This window comes from Paracoccus aminovorans, from assembly GCF_001546115.1.
GTDB classification, from domain to species: domain Bacteria; phylum Pseudomonadota; class Alphaproteobacteria; order Rhodobacterales; family Rhodobacteraceae; genus Paracoccus; species Paracoccus aminovorans_B.
The window spans coordinates 146,196-165,996 of sequence record NZ_KQ955211.1 but is presented as its reverse complement, the minus strand read 5'-3'; the positions used below and the strand labels follow the sequence as shown (position 1 = coordinate 165,996).

The following is a 19,801-nucleotide window of genomic DNA, read 5'->3' as shown; positions in this document are numbered from 1 at the left end:
CTCTCAGCCCCGCAAGTCCTCCGGCAGCAGCGCGTCGGGCAGGTTCTGGAAACAGACCGGCCGCAGGAAGCGGCGGATCGCCAGGGTGCCGACGCTGGTGGCGCCGAAATTCGTCGATGCCGGGTAAGGGCCGCCATGCACCATGGCGTCGGCGACCTCGACCCCGGTGGGCCAGCCATTGGCCAGCACCCGGCCGGCCTTGCGTTCCAGGACCGGCATCAGCCGGCGGGCCAGCGCGGTGTCGCCGGCCTCCATCTGCAAGGTGGCGGTCAGCTGGCCGTCCAGCGCGCGGGCAAGGCCCAGCATCTCGTCGTCCGAACTGGTGGTGACGACAAGGCCAAGCGGGCCGAAGACCTCTTCCCCCAGGGCGTGGCTGTGCAGGAAGTCCCGCGCGCTGGTCCGGTAGATGCCGGGCCGCGCATTGCGGCCCCGGCTGTCGCAGGCCAGCACCGGCGCGGCATGGGCTCCGATACGGGCGGCGCCTGCGCGATAGGCCTCGGCGATGCCATCGGTCAGCATGACCTGTTCCGGGGCGTCCGTCAGCGCCTCGGCGGCGGCGGCGGTGAAGGTCTCGGCATCCTCGGCGCGCAGCACCAGCAGGCCCGGATTGGTGCAGAACTGCCCCGCGCCCATGGTCAGGCTGGCGGTCCAGTCGCGCGCGATCTGCTGGCCGCGCGCCGCCAGCGCATGGGGCAGCACGAAACAGGGGTTGATGCTGCCGAGTTCGCCGAAGAAGGGGATCGGCTCGGGCCGCGCGGCGCAAAGATCGTAAAGCGCCCGGCCGCCGCCCAGGCTGCCGGTGAAGCCGACGGCGCGGATCAGCGGGTGCTGCACCAGCGCCGCGCCGGTCTCGTGCCGGTCGCCGTGGATGAAGCCGAAACTGCCGGCGGGCATGCCGGTGGCGCGGATGACGGCAAGGATGGCCTCGGCCACGATCTCGCCGGTGCCGGGATGGGCGGGGTGGCCCTTGACCACCACCGGGCAGCCCGCCGCCAGGGCCGAGGCGGTGTCGCCGCCCGCCGTCGAGAACGCCAGCGGGAAGTTCGAGGCGCCGAAGACCGCCACCGGCCCGATCGGGCGCTGGATCAGCCGCAGGTCGGGACGCGGCGGCTGGCGGTCCGGCAGCGCCTTGTCGTGGCGGCGGTCGAGGTAATCGCCCTTGCGGATATGGTCCGCGAACAGCCGCAACTGGCCCACGGTGCGGCCACGCTCGCCTTGCAGCCGGGCCTCGGGCAGGCCGGTTTCCTGCGTGCCGATGGCGGTGATCGCCTCGGCCCGCGCCTCGATCTCGTCGGCGATGGCGTCGAGGAAAGCCGCGCGTTCTTCGCGCGCGGTCCAGCCATAGGTCCAGAACGCCTCCTCGGCCGCGGCGCAGGCGCGATCCACCAGATCGACGGTGCCGCTGGCGAAATCATGCGCCGGGCCATGCGCGGGGGCCGAGCGGAATGTCGCCTCGCCCCCGACCCATTCGCCCGCGATCAGATGCTTGCCTTGCGGTGTCCAGTCCATCGGTTTTCCTTCAAAAGTCAAATGCGTCCACGGTATTGCGGCTGCCAAGGGTAAAGGCGTCCGCCACCAGCACCATCGGCGACAGGTCCACCTCGGAGGCGCCCCTGCGCACCAGCTCCGCCATGCGCGCGTAAAGCGCCGGGTATTCGCCCATGATGCTGGCCCGCCCGCCGGCCTCGGTGCCGTCGATCTCCAGCACATTGCCGCCCAGCCGCAGCGCCAGCCGGCCGGCGTCGGTCCGGAACTCCATGTCCCAGGTCTGCGGGCCCTGCTGGCGGAAATCGAAATCGGCGGTGATATTGCCCGACAGCGCCAGCCGCGCGGCGATGGGGGCCTGGCGGTTTTCCGGGAAATCCAGCTCGGCGGCGCGCAGATGCACCGGCATCGGCAGGATCTCGGTCAGGATCGACAGCGCGTTGATGCCGGGGTCGAAGACGCCCATGCCGCCGGCCTGAAAGATCCAGTCCTGGCCGGGATGCCATTTGCGCACGTCCTCGCGCCAGGTGATCCGGCCCTCGTGGATCACGCGATCGGCGAGCCATGCCTTGGCACCGGCAACGGCATGGGCCATGCGCGAATGCCAGGTGGCGTAAAGCGTCACCCCCTGCGCCTGCGCCAGGTCGCGCAGGATATGCACCTCGGCCAAGGTCGCGCCGGGCGGCTTTTCCAGCATCAGGTGCCGCCCGGCGCGCAAGACCGCCTGCGCCGCCTCGAAGCGCGGCACGGGCGGCAGGCACAGGCTGACCGCGCCGATGTCGGGGCGGGCGTCGAGCATGTCCTCGATGCGCGGGAAAGCCTCGACCCCATCGACCCGGCCGTGGCGGCTGACCGTCGCGGCCAGTTCCCAGTCCGGGCTGGAGGCCAGCGCCGGAACGTGCTGGTCCAGCGCGATCTTGCCAATGCCGACGAGCGCGAGTTTCATCAGTGGCTGTCCTTTCCGACCGGGTTGCCACGGCAGCCGCGCAGGAAATCCAGGTCCGCGCCGGTATCCGCGCCCATGACATGCGCCTGATGCAGCCAGGCGTAACCGCTCGCCGGCTGGTCGGGCAGCGGCTGCCATGCCGCCAGCCGCGCCGCCAGTTCCGCGTCGGAAATGTCCAGGTGCAGCCGGCGGTTCGGCACGTCCAGTTCGATCATGTCGCCGTCGCGCACCACGGCCAGCGGCCCGCCCGCCGCCGCCTCGGGCGAGGTGTGCAGGACCACGGTGCCGTAAGCCGTCCCCGACATGCGCGCGTCGGAAATCCGCACCATGTCGGTGATGCCCTTGCGCAGCACCTTGGGCGGCAGGCCCATGTTGCCGACCTCGGCCATGCCGGGATAGCCCTTGGGGCCGCAGTTCTTCAGCACCATGACGCAGGTCTCGTCGATGTCCAGCGCCTCGTCCTCGATCCTGGCCTTGTAGTCGTCGATGTCCTCGAAGACGACGGCACGGCCGCGATGCACCATCAGATGCGGGCTGGCGGCCGAGGGCTTCAGCACCGCGCCCTTGGGCGCCAGGTTGCCGCGCAGCACCGCGATGCCGCCCTGGTCGGTCAGAGGCCGGTCGGCGGGCAGGATCACGTCCTCGTTCCAGTTCACCACGTCCTTGACCTCGTCCCAGATCGTGGCGCCGCTGACGGTCAGCGCGTCCTTGTGCAGCTGCCCGGCCTCGCCCAGCCGCTTGATGACCACGGGCAACCCGCCGGCATAGAAGAACTCCTCCATCAGGTATTGCCCCGAGGGCATCAGGTTCACGATGGTCTTGACGTCGCGGCCGCAGCGGTCCCAGTCGTCCAGCGTCAGGTCGACCCCGACCCGGCCGGCCAGCGCCAGCAGATGCACCACGGCATTGGTCGAACCGCCGATGGCGCCATTGGTGCGGATCGCGTTCTCGAACGCCTGCCTGGTCAGGATGTCGCTGGGCTTCAGGTCGTCCTTGACCATCTGCACGATGCGCCGGCCCGACAGCTGCGCCATGACGCGGCGGCGCGAATCCACCGCCGGGATCGCGGCATTCCCGGACAGAGCCATCCCCAGCGCCTCGGCCATCGAGGCCATGGTCGAGGCCGTGCCCATAGTGTTGCAGGTGCCGGATGAGCGGGACATGCTCGCCTCGGCCTCCAGGAACTCCTCCTGCGTCATCTCGCCGGCCTTCACCGCCTCGCTGAACTTCCACAGATGCGTGCCGGACCCCACCCGCTCGCCGCGGAAATAGCCGTTCAGCATCGGGCCGCCGGTGACGATGATCGAGGGAATGTCGGTCGAGGCCGCCGCCATCAGCAGGCTGGGCGTGGTCTTGTCGCAGCCGACCAGCAGCACCGCGCCGTCCATCGGCTGGCCGCGGATGGTCTCCTCGATCGCCAGCGCGGCGAGGTTGCGAAACATCATCGCGGTCGGCCGGAACGTGTTCTCGGACGCCGAGAACACCGGCACCTCGACCGGAAAGCCGCCGGCCTCCCAGACCCCGGCCTTCACCTTTTCCGCCAGTTCGCGCAGGTGGCCGTTGCAGGGCGTCAGGTCCGACCAGGTGTTCAGGATGCCGATCACCGGGCGGCCGTCGAACAGGTCGTGCGGATAGCCCTGATTCTTCATCCAGCCGCGATGATAGATCGTGTCGCGCGAGGTGCCGCCATACCAGTGCTGCGAGCGAAGCTGACGGGGCCAGGGGGCGGGTTTGAAGGACATGGGCGACCTCAGAGGGCAAAGACGGCGACCGGCGCCGATGCGTTGGGCTGTTGGCTCAGCGGGTTTTTCAGCGGCAGGCCGAAGGCGTCGCAACTGATCTCGAAACTGTCGCCCGGCCGGGCCGAGACGCCGTCGGCAAAGGACAGCGTCGCCGTGCCGAAGAAATGCACATGCACGTCGCCCGGCTGGCGGAACAGCGGGTATTTGAAATGGTGGTGTTCCAGGTTGGCCAGGCTGTGGCTCATGTTCGCCTCGCCCGACAGGAACGGCTTTTCCCAGATCACGGCGCCGTCGCGGATGACGCGGCTGGTGCCCTCGACATGCTGCGGCAGGTCGCCCAGCCGCAGCTCGGGGCCATAGCTCGCCGGGCGCAGCTTGGAATGCGCCAGCCACAGGTAATTGCCGCGTTCCGTGACGTGGTCGGAAAACTCGTTCCCCAGCGCGAAGCCCAGCCGGAAGGGCGTGCCGTCCGGGCCGATGACGTAAAGCCCGGCGATTTCCGGCTCTTCTCCCGCGTCCAGCGCAAAGCCGGGGCTGTCCAATGCCGCGCCGGGCGCCACGGCGGCATGGCCGTTGCCCTTGTAGAACCATTCGGGCTGCGCGCCGACCTGGCCGGCGCCGGGCTTGCCGCCTTCCAGACCCATGCGGAACATCTTCATGCTGTCGGTCAGCTCGTCGCCGTCCAGCTTGGCATGCATGGCATTGCGCGTCGCGGCCGAGCCGAGATGCGTCAGCCCCGTCCCGGTCAGGTGCAGATGCGCCGGGTCGGGATGGTCCAGCGGCAGCAGCATCCGCCCCTCGGCCAGCACCTGCGCCAGATCGACCGCGGCGCCTTGGCCGCGCGCCTGGACCTCGTCGGCCAGGCTGCGGCCGGCGGCGATGGCGTCCAGCGCCAGGTCGCGGGTCGCGGTGGCGCCGGGCACCAGCCGGGCCTCGGTTTCGTGCCGCAGGGCGACGGCGCGGCTGCCGTCGGGCAGTCTGATTTGCGACAGGAACATGGGCCGATCCCCCTTGCGCTTGCGATGGATGCGAGGGCCGCGCCGGGCTCAGGTCATGCGTGGTCAGACGTCCGCATGGCGGCGCATCCGATTGCCTTGCATCCCCCTCCCGGCGGCGCAGCGCCGCCGCATCGGCCCCGGCTTGCGACGGCGGCCTGACGGAACGATAACGCCGCGACGACATGATAATAAAATGACATTGCCACCATTCGCCATATCAATTTTGATATGATTAGGTCAGTCCTGCCAGGCGATCTCGTGCAGGCGCAGCAGTTCGGCGACCTGGGCGGAGTCCAGCATGTTCGGCCGGGTGCCGCGCAACAGCAGGGCCAGCCGGGCGGTGGCCTCGAGTTCCTCGATGGCATTGCAGGCGCCTTCGAGGTCGAGCCCGGCGACGACCGGCCCGTGATTGGCCAGCATCACGGCCGAGCGGCGGCCGGCAAGGCCGCGCACCGCCTCGCCCATGGCCGGGTCGCCGGGGCGGAAATAGGGCAAGAGCCGCACCCGGCCCAGCTGCATCAGCGCATAGGGGGTGATCGGCGGCAGGAAATCCTCGGCATCCGCCTCGGGCAGCGCCGACAGCGCCACGGCATGGCAGGAGTGCAGATGCACCACCGCCGCCGTGCGCGCCCGGGTCTGGTAGAAGGCCGCGTGCAGCGGCATTTCCTTGGTCGGGGCATCGCCGCCGACCTGCCGGCCCGAGGCGTCGAAATGCGCCAGCCGGCCCGGATCGAGCCGGCCGAAGCTGCTGCCGGTCGGGCTGACCAGCAAGCCGCCATCCGGGGTGCGGACCGAGATATTGCCGCTGGACCCCGCCGTCAGCCCGCGCGCGAACATCGAGGCGGCAAGCTCGCAAAGCCGCTCGCGCAGGCGGGCATCCGTGCTCATGCCCGGCCCGCAAGCACGGAATCGGCGGCGGCAAAGAAGTCCTCGGCGCCGAAATTGCCGGATTTCAGCGCCAGCACCAGCCCCGCGCCGGCGCGCATCGCGGGCACGCCGGGCGCGATCTCGGGGCCGATCTCCAGCGCGCCGGGGGCCAGCGCCTCGACCACCGCGCCCGAGGTCTCGCCGCCGGCGGTAATCAGCCGGGACACGCCGCCCGCGACCAAGAGCCGCGCGGTCTCGGCCATGAAGCCCTCCAGCGCGGTCGCGACCCGGGCGCCGCCGTGGCGGTCCTGCACCGCGCGCACCGCCTGCGGATCGGCCGAGGAATAGACCAGCGGCAGGCCGTCTTGCGCCAGCGCCCAATCGGCCGCCGCCCGCGGGGTTGCTGCGCCCAACAGCACCGCCTCGGGGTCGATCTCCTGCGCCGGCGCACCGCTCGCGACATGCCGCGCCACCTGTCCCCGCGTCGCGCGCGAGCAGGAACCCGACAGCGCCGCCGCCCGGCCCGGCTGGCCTTGCCACGGGGCGGCCCCCCCGGCCAGCAGGCCGGCGCGGGCAAAGTTTCCCGGCAGCCCCAGCGCGATGCCCGAGCCGCCGGTGATCAGCGGCATATCGGCCGCCGCCTGACCCAGCGCCACCAGATCGGCGTCGCGGATCGCATCGGCGATGACCAGCGGCCGCCCGGCCTCGGCCTCGGCCGCCAGCCGCGCGCGGATCGCCGGCACCCCCTGCCAGACCGTGGCGGCCGGCAGGTGGCCGACGCCGCACCTCGCCTGCGCGGCCAAGCAGCGGCGCAGGTCGGGGTCGGTCATCGGCGTCAGCGGATGCGCCTCCATGCCGCTTTCGCTGAGCAGCCGGTCGCCGACGAACAGGTGGCCCTGCCAGACCGTGCGCCCCGCCGCCGGAAAGGCCGGGCAGAAGATCACCGCATCGGCGCCAAGCGCCTCGGCCAGCGCCTCGGCCACCGGGCCGATATTGCCCTGCGGCGTCGAATCGAAGGTCGAGCAGTATTTGAACAGGAACTGCCGGCAGCCTTGGGCGCGCAGCCAGTCCAGCGCCGCCAGCGACTGGCGCACCGCCTCGGCCGCCGGGACCGAGCGGGTCTTCAGCGCCACCACCCCGGCCTCGACCGCGGGATCCGCCGGCACCTCGGGGATGCCGCAATATTGCACGGTCCGCATGCCGGCCTTGACCAGCGTATTGCCCAGGTCGGACGAGCCGGTGAAATCGTCGCCGATACAGCCCAGCAGCATGGCCTAGCTCCAGTCCTGCGCGTCCTGCGCCCGGCGCAAGGCCAAGAGTTCGGACCCCTCGTCCAGCGCCACGTCGGCGCAGCGGATCGGCTGGCCGGCCGCGACATCGCGCGCGAGCTTGCGCCCCGCCGCCAGATAATAGGGGATCGGCGCGTCCTCGGCCAGCGCCGCCGCCGGGGTCATCCGGCCCGAGACATGGGCGATGGAGTGGTGGTGCCCCTCGGCCGACAGCAGCGTGCCGGCGGGCAGGTCGCGGTCGGCATGGGCGGTCAGGTCGATCACCGGGCGCGGCTCTGCCACGCCCGAGGACTGGCCCAGCAGCGCGACCTCGAAGACGGTGGTGGCGGCTTCCAGCCCCAGCAGGTGGCGCGGCAGGCCGATCATCGCGGTGCGGCCGTTCCGGGCCACGACATGGCCCTTGTCGCGCAGCATGGCCCAGCTTTCGTCGTCCTCGCAGGCGACGGTGACGAAGACCCCGCCGGCAAAGCTGGGCTCGCCCGGCAGGCGCAGACAGTGGAACACGTCGAGCGCCGGCGTGCCCCCCAACAGCCCGCCGTCGGCAGCCGGCGCCATGATATCGGCCAGTTCGGTGATGCGGGCGATGGGCGCGTGCAGGTCGGCCCGGTCGGGGCCAAGACCAAGCGCATTGGCGACCACCGTCATCTCGCACAGGTCCGGCACGGCGCGCTGCGGCAGGGCGGCAGCCGCCTTGGCGCGGCCGGCGGCGACTTCGGGCCAAGGCCGGTCGCCGGCCAGGGTCCAGGCGCCGAAGTCCGGCGCCGGCACGGTCACGCCGTTGCTGGTGATGGTCCGGGTCGCCGGGTCATAGACGAAGTCGTATTCGCTGGACTTGCCGGCCGCGACCAGGCGCAGCCCGACCACCTCGGCCCAAGTGGCAAGGCCGATCAGCAGGCTGGGCTGGTCGCCGTCGACCGGCGAGACCACCCGGCCCTGCGCCGCCGCCATGCGCGCCAGGATCGGGCCGACGACGCTGTCGGTCTCCTTGGTCACCATGACGACATGCTTGTCGGCCTCGATGGCCAGCCGGGCGTGGCGGGCGCCGGCCTCGGGGTTTCCGGTCGCCTCCAGCACCACCTCGACCGGCACTTCGGCCAAGAGCGCGGGGTTGCTGGCGGCGATGGGCTTGCCCGCCGCCCAGGCCGCACGGATCTGCGCGGCGTCGGCGCATTGCGCGATCTCGGCGCGGTCATGGCCGGTTGCGGCCAGGGCGGCGGCGGCAATGGCCGGGTCGCGGTCAAAGGCCAGCCGGCAGGACAGGCCGCGCACATGGCGCGCCTGCGACAGGAAGCTGCGGCCGAAACCGCCGCTGCCGATCAGGGCGCATTCGATGCGGCGCGTCTCGCGCCCGGCGAACATCCGCAGGTGGTTCATGGCGGCCCTCTTTTCTTATTCGACCGGCTGGCGGCGACGCAGGCGCCCGCCCAGGTGCAGCAGTTTCGGCAGGATCAGCAGCGCCAGCCCCAGCGCCATGATCGAGCTGACCAGCGTGTTCGAGAAGAACACCGACAGCGAGCCGTCCGACAGGATCATCGACTGGTGAAAGGCGTTCTCGGCCTTGTGGCCCAGCACCATGGCCAGCACCAGGGGCGCCAGAGGATAGTCGAGCCGGGTGAACAGATAGCCGACCACGCCGAAGAGCAGCACCAGCCACAGATCGAAACTGGCGTTCGAGACGGTATAGCCGCCGACGAAGCAGATCGCGACGATCATCGGCCCGATGATCGAGAACGGGATGCGCAGCAGCGCCGCGAACATGGGCACGGTCAGCAGGACCAGGATCACCCCGATCACGTTCGAGACATACATGCTGGCGATCAGGCCCCAGACGAAATCCGGCTTGGTCGCGAACAGCATCGGCCCGGGCGTCAGGCCCCAGATCATCAGCCCGCCCATCATCACCGCCGCCGTGGCCGATGACGGCACGCCAAGCGCCAGCATCGGCAGCATGGCGCAGGTGCCGGCGCTGTGGTCGGCAGTCTCGGGGGCGATGATGCCCTCGGGGCGGCCGGTGCCGAAGGCTTGGCCCTTGCGCGAGGCCTGGCGCGCGATGCCGTAGGACATGAAGGATGCCGCCGTCGGCCCGCCGGGCGTGATGCCCATCCAGATGCCGACCAGGCCGGAACGCACCGAGGTCGCCCAATAGCGCGGCAGTTCGGCGATGGTGCGCAGCACGTCGCGCAGGTCGATGCGGGACGAGACGCCGCGGAACGACAGCCCCTCCTGCACCGTGGCCAGCAGTTCGCCGATGCCGAACAGGCCGATCACCACGACAAGGAAGCTGATGCCGCCCAGAAGATCGGAAAAGCCGAAGGTCAGGCGGACCTCTCCGGTCACGTTGTCCATGCCGACCGAGGCGAGCAGCAGCCCCGTCGCCAGCGCCACCACCGTCTTGACCGGCGAGGCGCTGCCCATGCCGATGAAGGCGGCAAAGGCCAGGAAATAGACCGCGAAATATTCCGGCGCGCCGAAGCGCAGCGCGAAGTTCGAGGCCCAGCCGGCCAGCAGGGTGATGACGATCACGCCCAGAAGCGCGCCGATGCCGGCCGACATGAAGGCAAGCGTCAGCGCCCGGGTCGATTGCCCCGAGCGCGCCATGGGATAGCCGTCGAAGGTGGTCGCGACCGAGCTTGGCTCGCCCGGGATGTTGAACAGGATCGAGGTGGTCGAGCCGCCGAACAGGGCGCCCCAATACATCGAGGACAAAAGGATGATGGCCGAGGTCGGGTCCAGCGTGAAGGTCAGCGGGATCAGCAGCGAGACGCCGTTCGGCGCCCCGAGCCCCGGCAGCACGCCGACGACCAGGCCCAGAAGCACGCCCACCACCATCAGCAGCAGGTGCATCGGCGTGATGGCGACGCCGAAGCCATGCATCAGAAGATCGAAATTGCCCATGACGCGCCCCTATCAGTAGATGCCCAGAAGCGGCTCGATCGGCCCCTTCGGCAGCGGCATCAGGAAGATCACCTCGAAGATGATGTAAAGCGCCGCGGCGAAGCCCAGCCCGATGGCCAGCGCCACGGGAACGCGATAGCCGCCCTTGCGCCAGGTGTTCCAGGCGATGTAGCCGGTCGCGCCGACATAGATGCCCAGCGTCAGGGTGGCGACGACGAAGGCCAGCATCGCGGCCAGGAAGCCGCCCAGCCGCGCGAGCCGCTCGCCGTCCAGGAACGGCGCCTCGATGCCGGCATCGTCCAGCGCCGGGCGGCGATGCTTGACGAAGGCGGCGACCAGGTTCCACAGGCTGGCGGCGATCAGGATCAGCCCGACATAGAACGGGAAATAGCCCGATTGCGGGCCGCTTTCCTCCCAGCCATAGCCCAGCTCGGTGGCGCCGATCACTGCGGCCGCGCCGATGGCGCCGGTGCCGATGGCGGTGCCGATCTCGGCGTGAAAACGTCTGACGGTCATCGCTCCCCCCTCAGGTTGCCGTCCGGATATGGAGGGGCGCCGGCCGGGAATCCCCGCCGGCGCCCGCGTCAGCCTGTCACTCCTTGGACCAGCCCTCGGCCTTGAAGACCTCGACCGTGCGGGTCTCGCTGTCGGCGATGAACTTCGACAGTTCCTCGCCGGTCAGATAGGCGCCGGTCTGCGAGGTCTTGGCCAGGTAGTCCTTCCAGTCCTGCGATTCGGCGACCTTCTTCAGCGCGTCGCGATAGAAGGCCACGGCCTCTTCCGGCACGCCGGCCGGCAGCCAGACCGTGCGCGGCATCTGGTAGCTGTCGATGGCCAGGCCCTGCTCCTTGCAGGTCGGGATGTCCTGCCAGCCCTTGCCGTCGTGGATCGGCGCACTCTCGGCCATGCGGGTCGGCGAGAAGACGCAGAGCGGACGCACCGCGCCGGCCTGCCACTGGCCCAGGTTCTCGTTCGGGTTGTTGACATTGGCCGCGACATGGCCGCCGGCCAGCTGCACGCCGACCTCGCCGCCGCCGTTGAAGGGCACGTATTTGAAATCGGCGCCGGTGGTCTGCTCGATCAGGGCGACCAGGGTCTCGTCGGTGTCCTTGGACTGGCTGCCGCCGAAGGGGATCTTGCCGGGCTCGGCCTTGGCCGCCTCGACCAGGTCCAGCACGGTCTGATAGGGCGCGTCGGCCTTGACCCAGACCACGAACTCGTCCACCGCCAGCGCGGCGACCGGCTGGAGATCCTCGGCCTTGTAGGCCAGCTTGGCGATATGCGGCAGCAGGTAGACGTTGTTGGTGCCGAAGATCACCTTGTTCGGGTCGGCGGCGTTCTGCTTGGCGTAAAGGAACGCCTCGGCGCCCGAGCCGGCGCCCTTGTTCAGCACCACGATGGGCGCGTCGACCAGCTTGTCGCGGGTCAGGATCGCCTGGATGGTGCGGGCGAAGTTGTCGGTGCCGCCGCCGGCGCCCGAGGCGACGACGAATTCCTGCGGCCGCTCGGGCGCCCATTCGGCGCTTGCGGGCAAGGCTGCCGCGAGCGCCAGCGCCGCGATGGCTCCGGTCTTGAGATGGTTCATGGTCGTTCCTCCTCCACAGATCTTTGCGCCGGGCTCCTCAGCCGGCAACGCGCGCCGCTTCTGCCACGGCTTCGGTGGCCCAGTCCGCGGACAGGGCGGCCTGCCCCTGCCGGGGCGGGTTCAGTTTCGCCAGGTCGAAGCCCAGCCGGGCGGCGGCCAGCGTCGCGCCCAGGTCGGCCTTGCCTTGGCCGGCGATGTCGAAGGCGGTGCCATGCGCCGGGGTGACGATCGGGAAGCCGTAGCCCGCGATCAGCGTCACGCCGCGGTCGAAGCCCATCAGCTTCATCGCGATCTGGCCCTGGTCGTGATACATGGTCAGCACGGCGTCGAATTCGCCGCGCGTCGCCCGCACGAAGACCGTGTCCGACGGGATCGGGCCCGAGACCCGGATCCCCTCGGCCGCGGCCCGGGCCACGGCGGGGGCGATGATGTCGTCATCCTCGTCGCCGAAGTTGCGGCCGTCGCCGGCATGCGGGTTCAGCGCCGCGACGCCGATGCGGGGCTTGGGCTTGCCGGCGCCCTCCATGACCTCGACGGTCAGGCGGATGCTGTCCAGGATGCGCTCGACCGACAGGCGCGAGGCGACCTCGCGCAGCGGGATATGCGAGGTGACGCGGGCGTTCCAGACCTCGTCCAGCACGTTGAACTCGCGCCCGCTGCGGGCGGCGCCCAGCGTGGCGTCGATGAAGCCGATCTCGTCGACATAGGCCGGGCGCGCCAGCCGCATCGAATGCTTGTTGAAGGGCGTGAACATCACCGCATCGGCCAGGCCCGATTGCGCCAGCCGCAAGACGGCGGCGAAGTTCTGCAGCGAGGCCGCGCCGGCTTCCGGCGACGAGGCGCCCAGGCTGCGCCCCTCGACCGGGCAGTTCGCCAGGTCGACGATGACGCGGCCGGCGGGCAGTTCGGCTTGCAGCGCATCGGCCGCCAGCACCGGCAGGTCCAGCGCCACGCCGGCATGCTCGGCCCCCATGCGCAGCACCCGCGCGTCGCCGACGACCACGATGTCGCGGTCCTGCATCTGAGGATGCGCCAGAAGCTTCGCGGCCAGTTCCGGCCCGACGCCGCCCGCATCCCCGATTGCCAGTGCCATCCGCATGTCCGAATCTCCCCCTCGGCTTACATTTAGAATTCTGTATACAGCATTTTGAGCCCTGTCCACGAGTTTCTTCCGGGCCGTGGCGCCAAGAGGCGAAAGCAAACGGCGCCGGTGTCGCCCCGGCGCCGTTAAGCCGTCAGGCAGAGGCGGATCAGGCCTCGCGCAGCGCCTCGGCCACGACCCGCGCGCAAAGCGCCAGCGACACAGCGCCGGCGTCGGGATGGCCCAGGCTGCGTTCGGCCAGCGGGCGGGCACGGCCCAGTTTCGGCAGCAGCTGCGCGGTGGCATCGGCCGCCTGGGTGGCGCTGTCGGCGGCACGCTGCCAGGCTTCGGCCAGCGGCGTGCCGGCATCGACCGCCGCGCGCAACGTCTGGACGAAGGGCACGAAGGCATCGACCAGCGTCTTGTCGCCGGGCCGGGCGCCGCCCAGCCGCAGCACCGCGACCAGGCCCGCCTGCGCCCCTTCGGCGACACGCGCGGCCGAGGCCGGCTCGGCATCGGTCAGCGCCGCGCCCCAGCCGCGCAGGGCCACGCCCCAGAGCGCGCCCGAGGTGCCGCCGGCGCGATCCGCCCAGGCGTCGCCCGCCAGCCCCAGCACCGTCGCGGCGCCGGCCCCGGCCTGCGCCGCCTCGGCGGCAGCGGCCGCGGCGGCCTTGGAGCCGCGCGCCATGCCCTGCCCGTGGTCGCCATCGCCGGCCTGGGCGTCGATCTGGCCCAGCATCTCCTCGGCCTCGGCCAGGGCCTGCGCCAGCCGGCCCAGAAGCCCGGCGATGCAGGCGCCGGCCTTCTGCGACTCGGCCGAGCCGGGCGCGATGCCCTGCGCCGGCGCGACCTGCGGCGCGGCATCCTCAGCGACGGCCTCGCCCGGCGCGACATTGCCCTTGCGGAAGGCCGGGGCATCGGCCGGAGCGCGCCAGAACGCCTCGAGTTCCGCGTCCAGCCACAGGATCGACAGCGAGCAGCCGGCCATGTCGAGGCTGGTGACGAATTCGCCGACCTCCGGGTCGACCACCTCCAGCCCCTCGGCTTCGAGTTGCCGCGCGATGTGGTGCCAGAGCACGAAAAGCTCTTCGTATTTGGTGCAGCCCAAGCCGTTCAGCACCACGGCGATGCGGCCGGCATGGCCCTGCGGCCGCTCGGCCAGCAAGGGCGCCAGCAGCATGCGGGCAATCTCGGCGGCGGGTTTCATCGGTTCTTCGCGGATGCCCGGCTCGCCATGGATGCCAAGGCCCAAGGCGACGCCGCCCTCGGCGACCCGGAACAGCGGCGCGGCCTGGCCCGGCAGGGTGCAGCCGTCGAAGGCGACCCCGAAGGAAACGGCGGCGGCATTGGCGCGTTGCGCCACCGCCTCGACCGCGTCGATGTCGAGCCCCGCTTCGGCGGCGGCGCCGGCGATCTTGAAGACCAGCAGATCGCCCGCCACGCCGCGGCGCTTCGCACGCTCGGCCGGGCCGGCGCTGGCGACGTCGTCGGTCACGGCCAGGATGCGGGCGTCGATGCCCTCGGCCCGCAGCCGCTCGGCCGCGGCGCCGAAGTTCAGCACGTCGCCGGCGTAATTGCCGAAGCCCAGGATCACGCCGCCGCCGCGATGCGCTGCCCGCGCCACGCCGGCCACGGCGCTGGTCGAGGGCGAGGCGAAGACGTCGCCCGCCACCGCCGCATCGGCCAGGCCCGCCCCAACATAGCCCAGGAAGGCCGGGTAATGGCCCGAGCCGCCGCCGACCAGCAGCGCCACCTTGCCCCGGGGCCCGGGCGCAGCGCGCAGGGCGCCATGCGGCACCGGGCGCACGCGGTCGCGGTTCGCGGCGCAGAAGCCCGCAAGCGCGGTGGCGGCGAATTCCTCGGGATCGTCAAACAGCCTGGTCATGGTTCCTCCTGCCGGCAAGGATGCTGCGGATATAGTCGCGGTTCTGCGCACAGACGCCCAGGCCGTCGCCGCCGTAATGTTCGCACAGGAAGGGCGCCGCAAAGCCAAGGTCCAGCGCCGTCCCGATGGCCGCGCGCCAGTTGATCGTGCCGCCCAGCAGCGGCGCGGGATGGGTCATGACCAGCCCGCTGCGGCGGTCCTCGATCCGGTAATAGTTCTTGACGTGCCAATAGCCGGCAAAGGGCGCGCACAGCCGGATCATCTCGGCCCAGGGCTCGACCGGGCGGTGCAGGCGGACCAGGTTGCCGATGTCGATGTTCAACCGGACGGCGGGATGGTCGACCTCGGTCACGAAGCGCACGGCATCGCGCGCGGTGCCCAGATAGGTGTCCTCGTACATTTCCAGCGCGATGCTGACGCCGCATGCCGCGGCATGGCCGGCGAGCTCGCGCACGCGCTCGACCGCCAGGCGCCAGATTGCCGGATCGTCGGGGTTGCGCGGCCCGTCCTCGGTCCAGAACCACAGCGCCTGCTGCTGCGCGGGGGTCAGCGGCTCGAAGAAGCCGAAGCTGACATGGCCCGCGCCCAGTTCCGCCGCGCAGTCGATGACGCGATGGCCATAGGCGAGGTATTCGGCGCCGTGCCGGGCGTCGATCAGGCTGCGCCGCGAGGTTGAGATCGCCGGCACCGCCAGCCCCAGGTCGCGGCACAGCGCCGCGAAATCCGCCCGGCGCACCGGGTCCAGGTCGGCGACCCGCAGCCAGGAATCGGTCGGGTCCACCGCCTCGAAGCCGGCGGCGGCCACCTGGCCCAGTGGCCCGGCCCAAAGCTCCGGGCCCCCGTCCTGCATCGCCCGCCCGTCCGGCAGCACCGCCGGGAACGGGATCATCGCCGCCGCGATCGGCCAGCTTTCGGCCGTCCAGCCGGCGGCCTTGGCATGCTGCGCCATGTCTCCCCCCTTTCGAATCATCCCCTTGCGCCTGTCCTAGCGCATGGTGGTTCGCACAGCAATTATTTTGTATGCAGCATTCAGAGCACGTCATTGACTTGCGCCCCGGCCATGCGTAGCCATGACGAAAGCTAGCAAGGAGAGCCATCGTGGAGGAATCCCGCATCCGCAGCGCCGGATTGCCCGAGACCCCGAACCGGATCGAGCGGCATTCGCTGCACGATGCCATCCTGACCCGCCTGCGCGACATGATCATCGAGGGCGAGCTGGCGCCGGGCACGCGCATCAACGAAGGCCAGGTCGGCGCCTTCCTGGGCGTGTCGCGCACCCCCCTGCGCGAGGCGATCAAGTTCCTGGCCAGCGAGGGGCTGATCGAGCTGATCCCCAGCCGCGGCGCCGTGGTGAAGAAATTCACCGCCAAGGAGGTGCGCGACATGATCGACGTGATCCGCACCCTGGAACAGCATGCCGGCCGCACCGCCTGCGCCACCGCCAGCGACGCGGGCATCGCCCATGTGCGGGCGCTGCACGACCAGATGATCGGCTGTTACCAGCGCGGCGACCGGCTGGCCTATTACAAGCTGAACCAGGCCATCCACAGCGCCATCGTGGCGCTGGCGGACAATGCCGCGCTGGCCGACGTGCACCAGCTGTTGCAGACCCGGCTGAAGCGCATCCGCTTCATCGGCCACGAGGGGCCGCAGAAATGGGCCGGCGCCGTGGCCGAGCACGAGGAGATGATCGCCGCGCTGGAGGCGCGCGATCCCGACCGGCTGGCCGCCATCATCGGCGAGCACATGGACCAGGCCTGGAACCGGGTGCAGGACGGGCTGGAGGGCTGACCGCCGGTGGCCGGGCCGGGACCAGGCTCAGCGCGTCGCCAGCGCGATCAGCTCGGCCACGGATTTCACGTTCATCTTTTCCAGGATGCGGGCGCGGTGGTGATCGACCGTGCGCGGGCTGATGCCGAGCGCCGCCGCCAGTTCCTTGCTGGAGATCTCGGAGGGGCGGGCGATCATGCGCTGCACGATTTCCAGCTCGCGCGCGGTCAGGCTCTGGAACCGGGCGCGCAGGCGGCGGTCCTGCTCGTGCAGGTCCAGCCTTTCGCGGGCGACGGCAAAGGCGGTCTCGATGCGCTCGACCAGATGCGCCTGGCGGAAGGGCTTTTCCAGGAAATCGACGGCGCCGGCCTTGATCGCCTGCACCGATTCCGGCACCCCGCCATGGCCGGTGATGAAGATCACCGGAATGGTCGCGCCAAGCACGTTCAGGTGCCGCTGCAGCTCCAGCCCGTTCATCCCGGGCATGCCATAGTCGAGCAGCAGGCAGCCCTGCCGCGCCGGATCATAGGCCGCCAGGAACGACGCGGCCGAGGCATGGCTCTCGACCGCGTAGCCGCGTTTTTCCAGCGCCCGCTGCAAGGAGCGGCGGATGCCCTCGTCGTCGTCGATCAGAAAGACGGTCAGCGGGGAATCGGTCATGGCGGGCCTGCCTGCAAGAACGGAATACCGGGGGAGGGCCTGGCCATCACGCCACCTTCTGGCTGACGGGCAGGGTAAAGACGAAGCGCGCGCCGCCGCTCGGCCGGCTTTCGTGCCACAGCGCGCCGCCGTTCGCGGCCAGCATCGAGCGGCAGATCGACAGGCCAAGGCCCATGCCGCCGGGCTTGCTGGTCTCGAACTGCGAAAACAGGCTGATGCCGGGGGCGATGCCGGGGCCGGTGTCCTCGATGCTGATGCGCACCTGCCCGTCGTCGCGCCGGGCGGCCAGCAGGACGCGGCGGTCGGTGGCGGGATGGTCGGCCAGCGCCTCGATGGCGTTGCGCAGCAGGTTGACGATGACCTGGGCGATCTGGACGCGGTTGGCGCGCACCGGCGGCAGGCCGGGGGCCAGGTCGATCTGCACCAGCACTCGCGCCTCGGCGGCCTCGGCCTGGATCAGGTGCAGGGTCTGCTGCACCAGGTCCGACAGATCGAAGCTGGTGGCGGCGCCCTCGTCCTTGCTGATGAAGCTGCGCAGGGCGCGGATGATCTCGCCCGCGCGCAGCGACTGGCCCTCGATCTCGATCAGGACGTCGCGCAGCTCGGGGTCCTTGGCCGCCATCTGGTCCAGGATCAGCAGCGCGGTATCGGCGTTCTGGGCGATGGCGGCCAAGGGCTGGTTCAGCTCATGCGCCAGGCCCGCGGCCATCTCGCCCATGGTATTGCCGCGCGCCAGGTGCGACAGGTCGCGGTTCAGCTGCACGATCTGCGCCTCAGCGCGCTTGCCCTGGGTGATGTCGTCCATGGTCAGCACCGAATGCAGCGGCTTGCCGCTTTCGTCGCGGATCAGGATCTCGTTCAGGGTGATCCAGATGGTGCTGCCGTCCTTGCGGATGCAGCGCATCTCGCGGTTGACCGAGAAATCGCCGGCCGGGCTGTGGAAGAATGCGCCGACGAAGGTCGGGTCCTCGGGATGGACCAGGTCCGACAGCCGCATGCGCGACAGCTCGGCGGCGCTGTAGCCGGTGATGTGGCAGATGCTGGCGTTCACGCGGATGAAGCGGCCGCTGTCGGGCGCGATCTGCGCCATCCCGCGCGAGGACATGTCGAAGGTCTGGCCGTATTCGCGTTCGGTCTTGCGCCGCGCCACGATCTGCTGGACCAGCGCGTCATTGGCGCGCTCCAGCTCCTTGTAGGTCCTGGGCAGCGGCGCGTCCGGGTCCAGCTCGCCCTGCGAGACCAGCGCGGTGCGCACGGCAAAGGCCCGCACCGGGCGATAGATCGCGTCGGCTAGCGCCAGCCCCAAGAGCCCGGTCAGCCCCGCGACCAGCGCCGCGAGCCAGATGTTCAGCATGCGGTTGCGCTTCAGCGCGCCGGTGAAATCGTCCTCGGGGGCATAGACCGCGATGGTCCAGGGCAGCTTGTCGCTGATCACCGGCATGATGGTCGAGACATAGGAGGCGCCGTCATGCAGGAACTCGCCCGGCGTCTCCTGCGCCACCGGCAGGGCGCCGGCCAGCGCGGCGGGGCCGAAGGCGGCGCGGGCGATCGGGTCGCCGATCTCGCTGATGGCGGCGAAGCGCAGGCTGCCGTCGGCGTTGCGTGCCCGGATCAGGCTGCTGTCGGGATGGGCGATCACGTCGCCGTTGCGGTTGATGATCAGCGCCCGGCCGTGCTGGCCGATGTTCAGCCGCGCCAGGAATTCCGAGATCATGCTGATCTCGATATCGACGCCCACCACGCCGCGCAGCCCGCCGCCCGGCTGCTGCACCGGCGCGGCCAGCGTGATCCCCGGCTGGTGCGACGAGAAGAAGATATAGGGGTCGGTCCAGATCGTCGCGCGCTCGGCCTTGGCCTTGACATACCAGGGCCGCGCGCGCGGGTCATAGCGGTCGGCGGGATCCTCGCTGCGGGCGACCGGGGTGAAGTCGTGGTCGCGCCAGATGAACTCGACCCGGCGCTGGCCGTCGCGGACCGAGATGATCTTGCTGCGGAAATCGCCGCGCGCGCCGGGGGTGCGCATGACATAGACGAAGCTGCCGTCCTCGCGCCCGTAATAGAGCCCGGCGAATTGCGGCGCGATCTTCAGCTGCTGGAACAGGAGCTGCTCCAGCAGCGGCGTATCCTCGCTGGCGATGACGCTGTTCTGCGCCAGCTGCGCCGCCAGTTCCGCCGCGCCCTGCGCCGGGCTGAGGAAGCCGCGCGAATGCTCGATGGTGTTGATGCCGACGTCGCGCAAAAGGTCGCGGGCATGGCGGATCAGCGCCCGCTCGGAGGTCAGATAGGACGAAAACACCACCAGCAGGATGGCGAGGAATTGCAGCCCCGCCAGTCCCAGCGCCAGCGATGCGCCCAGCGATTTCTTCATCGCGGCCCGCCCGTTGCCGGACCGCCGCCCGCGCTGAGCGTCCTGATCATGCCCAAGGGCCCCCGAATCCCGGAACGCGGCCTGGCGCCGCGCCGGTGTTCCATACAACCGAAGCCCGCCCGGCAACAGCCGGGCCGGCATTTTTGCCACGGCGGCGTTGCAGCGGCGCCCTAGGCAATATTGCCTAGGCAAACACGGCCATTTCCGCGGGCCCCGCCCGGTGCGATACC

16 protein-coding genes are annotated in these 19,801 nt (G+C 70.6%); 1 reads left to right on the top strand and 15 read right to left on the bottom strand.

Going from position 1 to position 19,801, the window contains the following annotated elements; translation table 11 throughout:
- Positions 1 to 3: 3 nt before the first annotated feature.
- The 13 genes from ASV56_RS21030 to ASV56_RS20970 all read right to left on the bottom strand — a co-directional run bounded on the left by ASV56_RS21030 (position 4) and on the right by ASV56_RS20970 (position 15,722).
- Complete coding sequence (locus tag ASV56_RS21030; protein WP_062563920.1) at positions 4 to 1,509, bottom strand: aldehyde dehydrogenase (NADP(+)); 1,506 nt, start codon at positions 1,507 to 1,509, stop codon at positions 4 to 6.
- A 10-nt stretch (positions 1,510 to 1,519) separates the two neighbouring features.
- Positions 1,520 to 2,431 (bottom strand): Gfo/Idh/MocA family protein, encoded by a 912-nt coding sequence (locus ASV56_RS21025; protein WP_062563919.1) that lies wholly within the window; start codon positions 2,429 to 2,431, stop codon positions 1,520 to 1,522.
- Positions 2,431 to 4,173, bottom strand: a complete 1,743-nt coding sequence (gene araD, locus ASV56_RS21020; RefSeq protein ID WP_062563918.1) for an L-arabinonate dehydratase — start codon at positions 4,171 to 4,173, stop codon at positions 2,431 to 2,433. The genes ASV56_RS21025 and araD overlap by 1 nt, the downstream gene beginning before the upstream one ends.
- An 8-nt stretch (positions 4,174 to 4,181) precedes the next feature.
- Positions 4,182 to 5,171 (bottom strand): AraD1 family protein, encoded by a 990-nt coding sequence (gene araD1 / locus ASV56_RS21015; RefSeq protein ID WP_062563917.1) that lies wholly within the window; start codon positions 5,169 to 5,171, stop codon positions 4,182 to 4,184.
- 237 nt (positions 5,172 to 5,408) lie between these two features.
- On the bottom strand, positions 5,409 to 6,059 hold the full coding sequence (gene otnC, locus ASV56_RS21010; RefSeq protein WP_062563916.1) for a 3-oxo-tetronate 4-phosphate decarboxylase: 651 nt from the start codon (positions 6,057 to 6,059) through the stop codon (positions 5,409 to 5,411).
- Positions 6,056 to 7,309 carry a 3-oxo-tetronate kinase gene (otnK, locus tag ASV56_RS21005; RefSeq protein WP_062563915.1) on the bottom strand — a complete coding sequence of 418 codons (1,254 nt, stop codon included), beginning with the start codon at positions 7,307 to 7,309 and terminating at the stop codon, positions 6,056 to 6,058. The genes otnC and otnK overlap by 4 nt, the downstream gene beginning before the upstream one ends.
- Before the next feature lie 3 nt (positions 7,310 to 7,312).
- Positions 7,313 to 8,701, bottom strand: a complete 1,389-nt coding sequence (locus tag ASV56_RS21000) for an NAD(P)H-dependent oxidoreductase (protein ID WP_062563914.1) — start codon at positions 8,699 to 8,701, stop codon at positions 7,313 to 7,315.
- Positions 8,702 to 8,716: 15 nt separating this feature from the next.
- Entirely contained in the window at positions 8,717 to 10,222 is a 1,506-nt protein-coding gene (locus ASV56_RS20995; protein ID WP_062563913.1) for a tripartite tricarboxylate transporter permease, read from the bottom strand.
- A gap of 12 nt (positions 10,223 to 10,234) precedes the next feature.
- Positions 10,235 to 10,738, bottom strand: coding sequence for a tripartite tricarboxylate transporter TctB family protein (locus ASV56_RS20990; protein WP_062563912.1), 504 nt, complete (start codon positions 10,736 to 10,738; stop codon positions 10,235 to 10,237).
- A gap of 76 nt (positions 10,739 to 10,814) precedes the next feature.
- The gene (locus ASV56_RS20985; protein ID WP_062563911.1) at positions 10,815 to 11,807 is read right to left on the bottom strand and encodes a tripartite tricarboxylate transporter substrate binding protein; all 993 of its coding nucleotides are present in this window, start codon (positions 11,805 to 11,807) and stop codon (positions 10,815 to 10,817) included.
- Positions 11,808 to 11,844: 37 nt separating this feature from the next.
- Positions 11,845 to 12,900, bottom strand: coding sequence for a 4-hydroxythreonine-4-phosphate dehydrogenase PdxA (locus ASV56_RS20980; protein WP_253880205.1), 1,056 nt, complete (start codon positions 12,898 to 12,900; stop codon positions 11,845 to 11,847).
- Positions 12,901 to 13,057: 157 nt separating this feature from the next.
- A complete protein-coding gene (locus ASV56_RS20975) occupies positions 13,058 to 14,773 on the bottom strand; it encodes a dihydroxyacetone kinase family protein (RefSeq protein ID WP_062563909.1) in 1,716 nt (571 codons plus the stop codon).
- Positions 14,757 to 15,722, bottom strand: coding sequence for a sugar phosphate isomerase/epimerase family protein (locus ASV56_RS20970; RefSeq protein ID WP_062563908.1), 966 nt, complete (start codon positions 15,720 to 15,722; stop codon positions 14,757 to 14,759). Before ASV56_RS20970 ends, ASV56_RS20975 begins: the two co-directional genes overlap by 17 nt.
- A 149-nt stretch (positions 15,723 to 15,871) precedes the next feature.
- Between ASV56_RS20970 and ASV56_RS20965 the strand changes: the two genes are divergently transcribed.
- Positions 15,872 to 16,564, top strand: a complete 693-nt coding sequence (locus tag ASV56_RS20965) for a GntR family transcriptional regulator (RefSeq protein WP_062563907.1) — start codon at positions 15,872 to 15,874, stop codon at positions 16,562 to 16,564.
- A gap of 27 nt (positions 16,565 to 16,591) precedes the next feature.
- On the opposite strand, the gene ASV56_RS20960 is transcribed toward ASV56_RS20965, so the two are convergent.
- Positions 16,592 to 17,203 (bottom strand): response regulator transcription factor, encoded by a 612-nt coding sequence (locus tag ASV56_RS20960; protein WP_062563906.1) that lies wholly within the window; start codon positions 17,201 to 17,203, stop codon positions 16,592 to 16,594.
- Between the two features lie 46 nt (positions 17,204 to 17,249).
- Positions 17,250 to 19,571 (bottom strand): ATP-binding protein, encoded by a 2,322-nt coding sequence (locus ASV56_RS20955; RefSeq protein ID WP_062563905.1) that lies wholly within the window; start codon positions 19,569 to 19,571, stop codon positions 17,250 to 17,252.
- Positions 19,572 to 19,801: the final 230 nt, after the last annotated feature.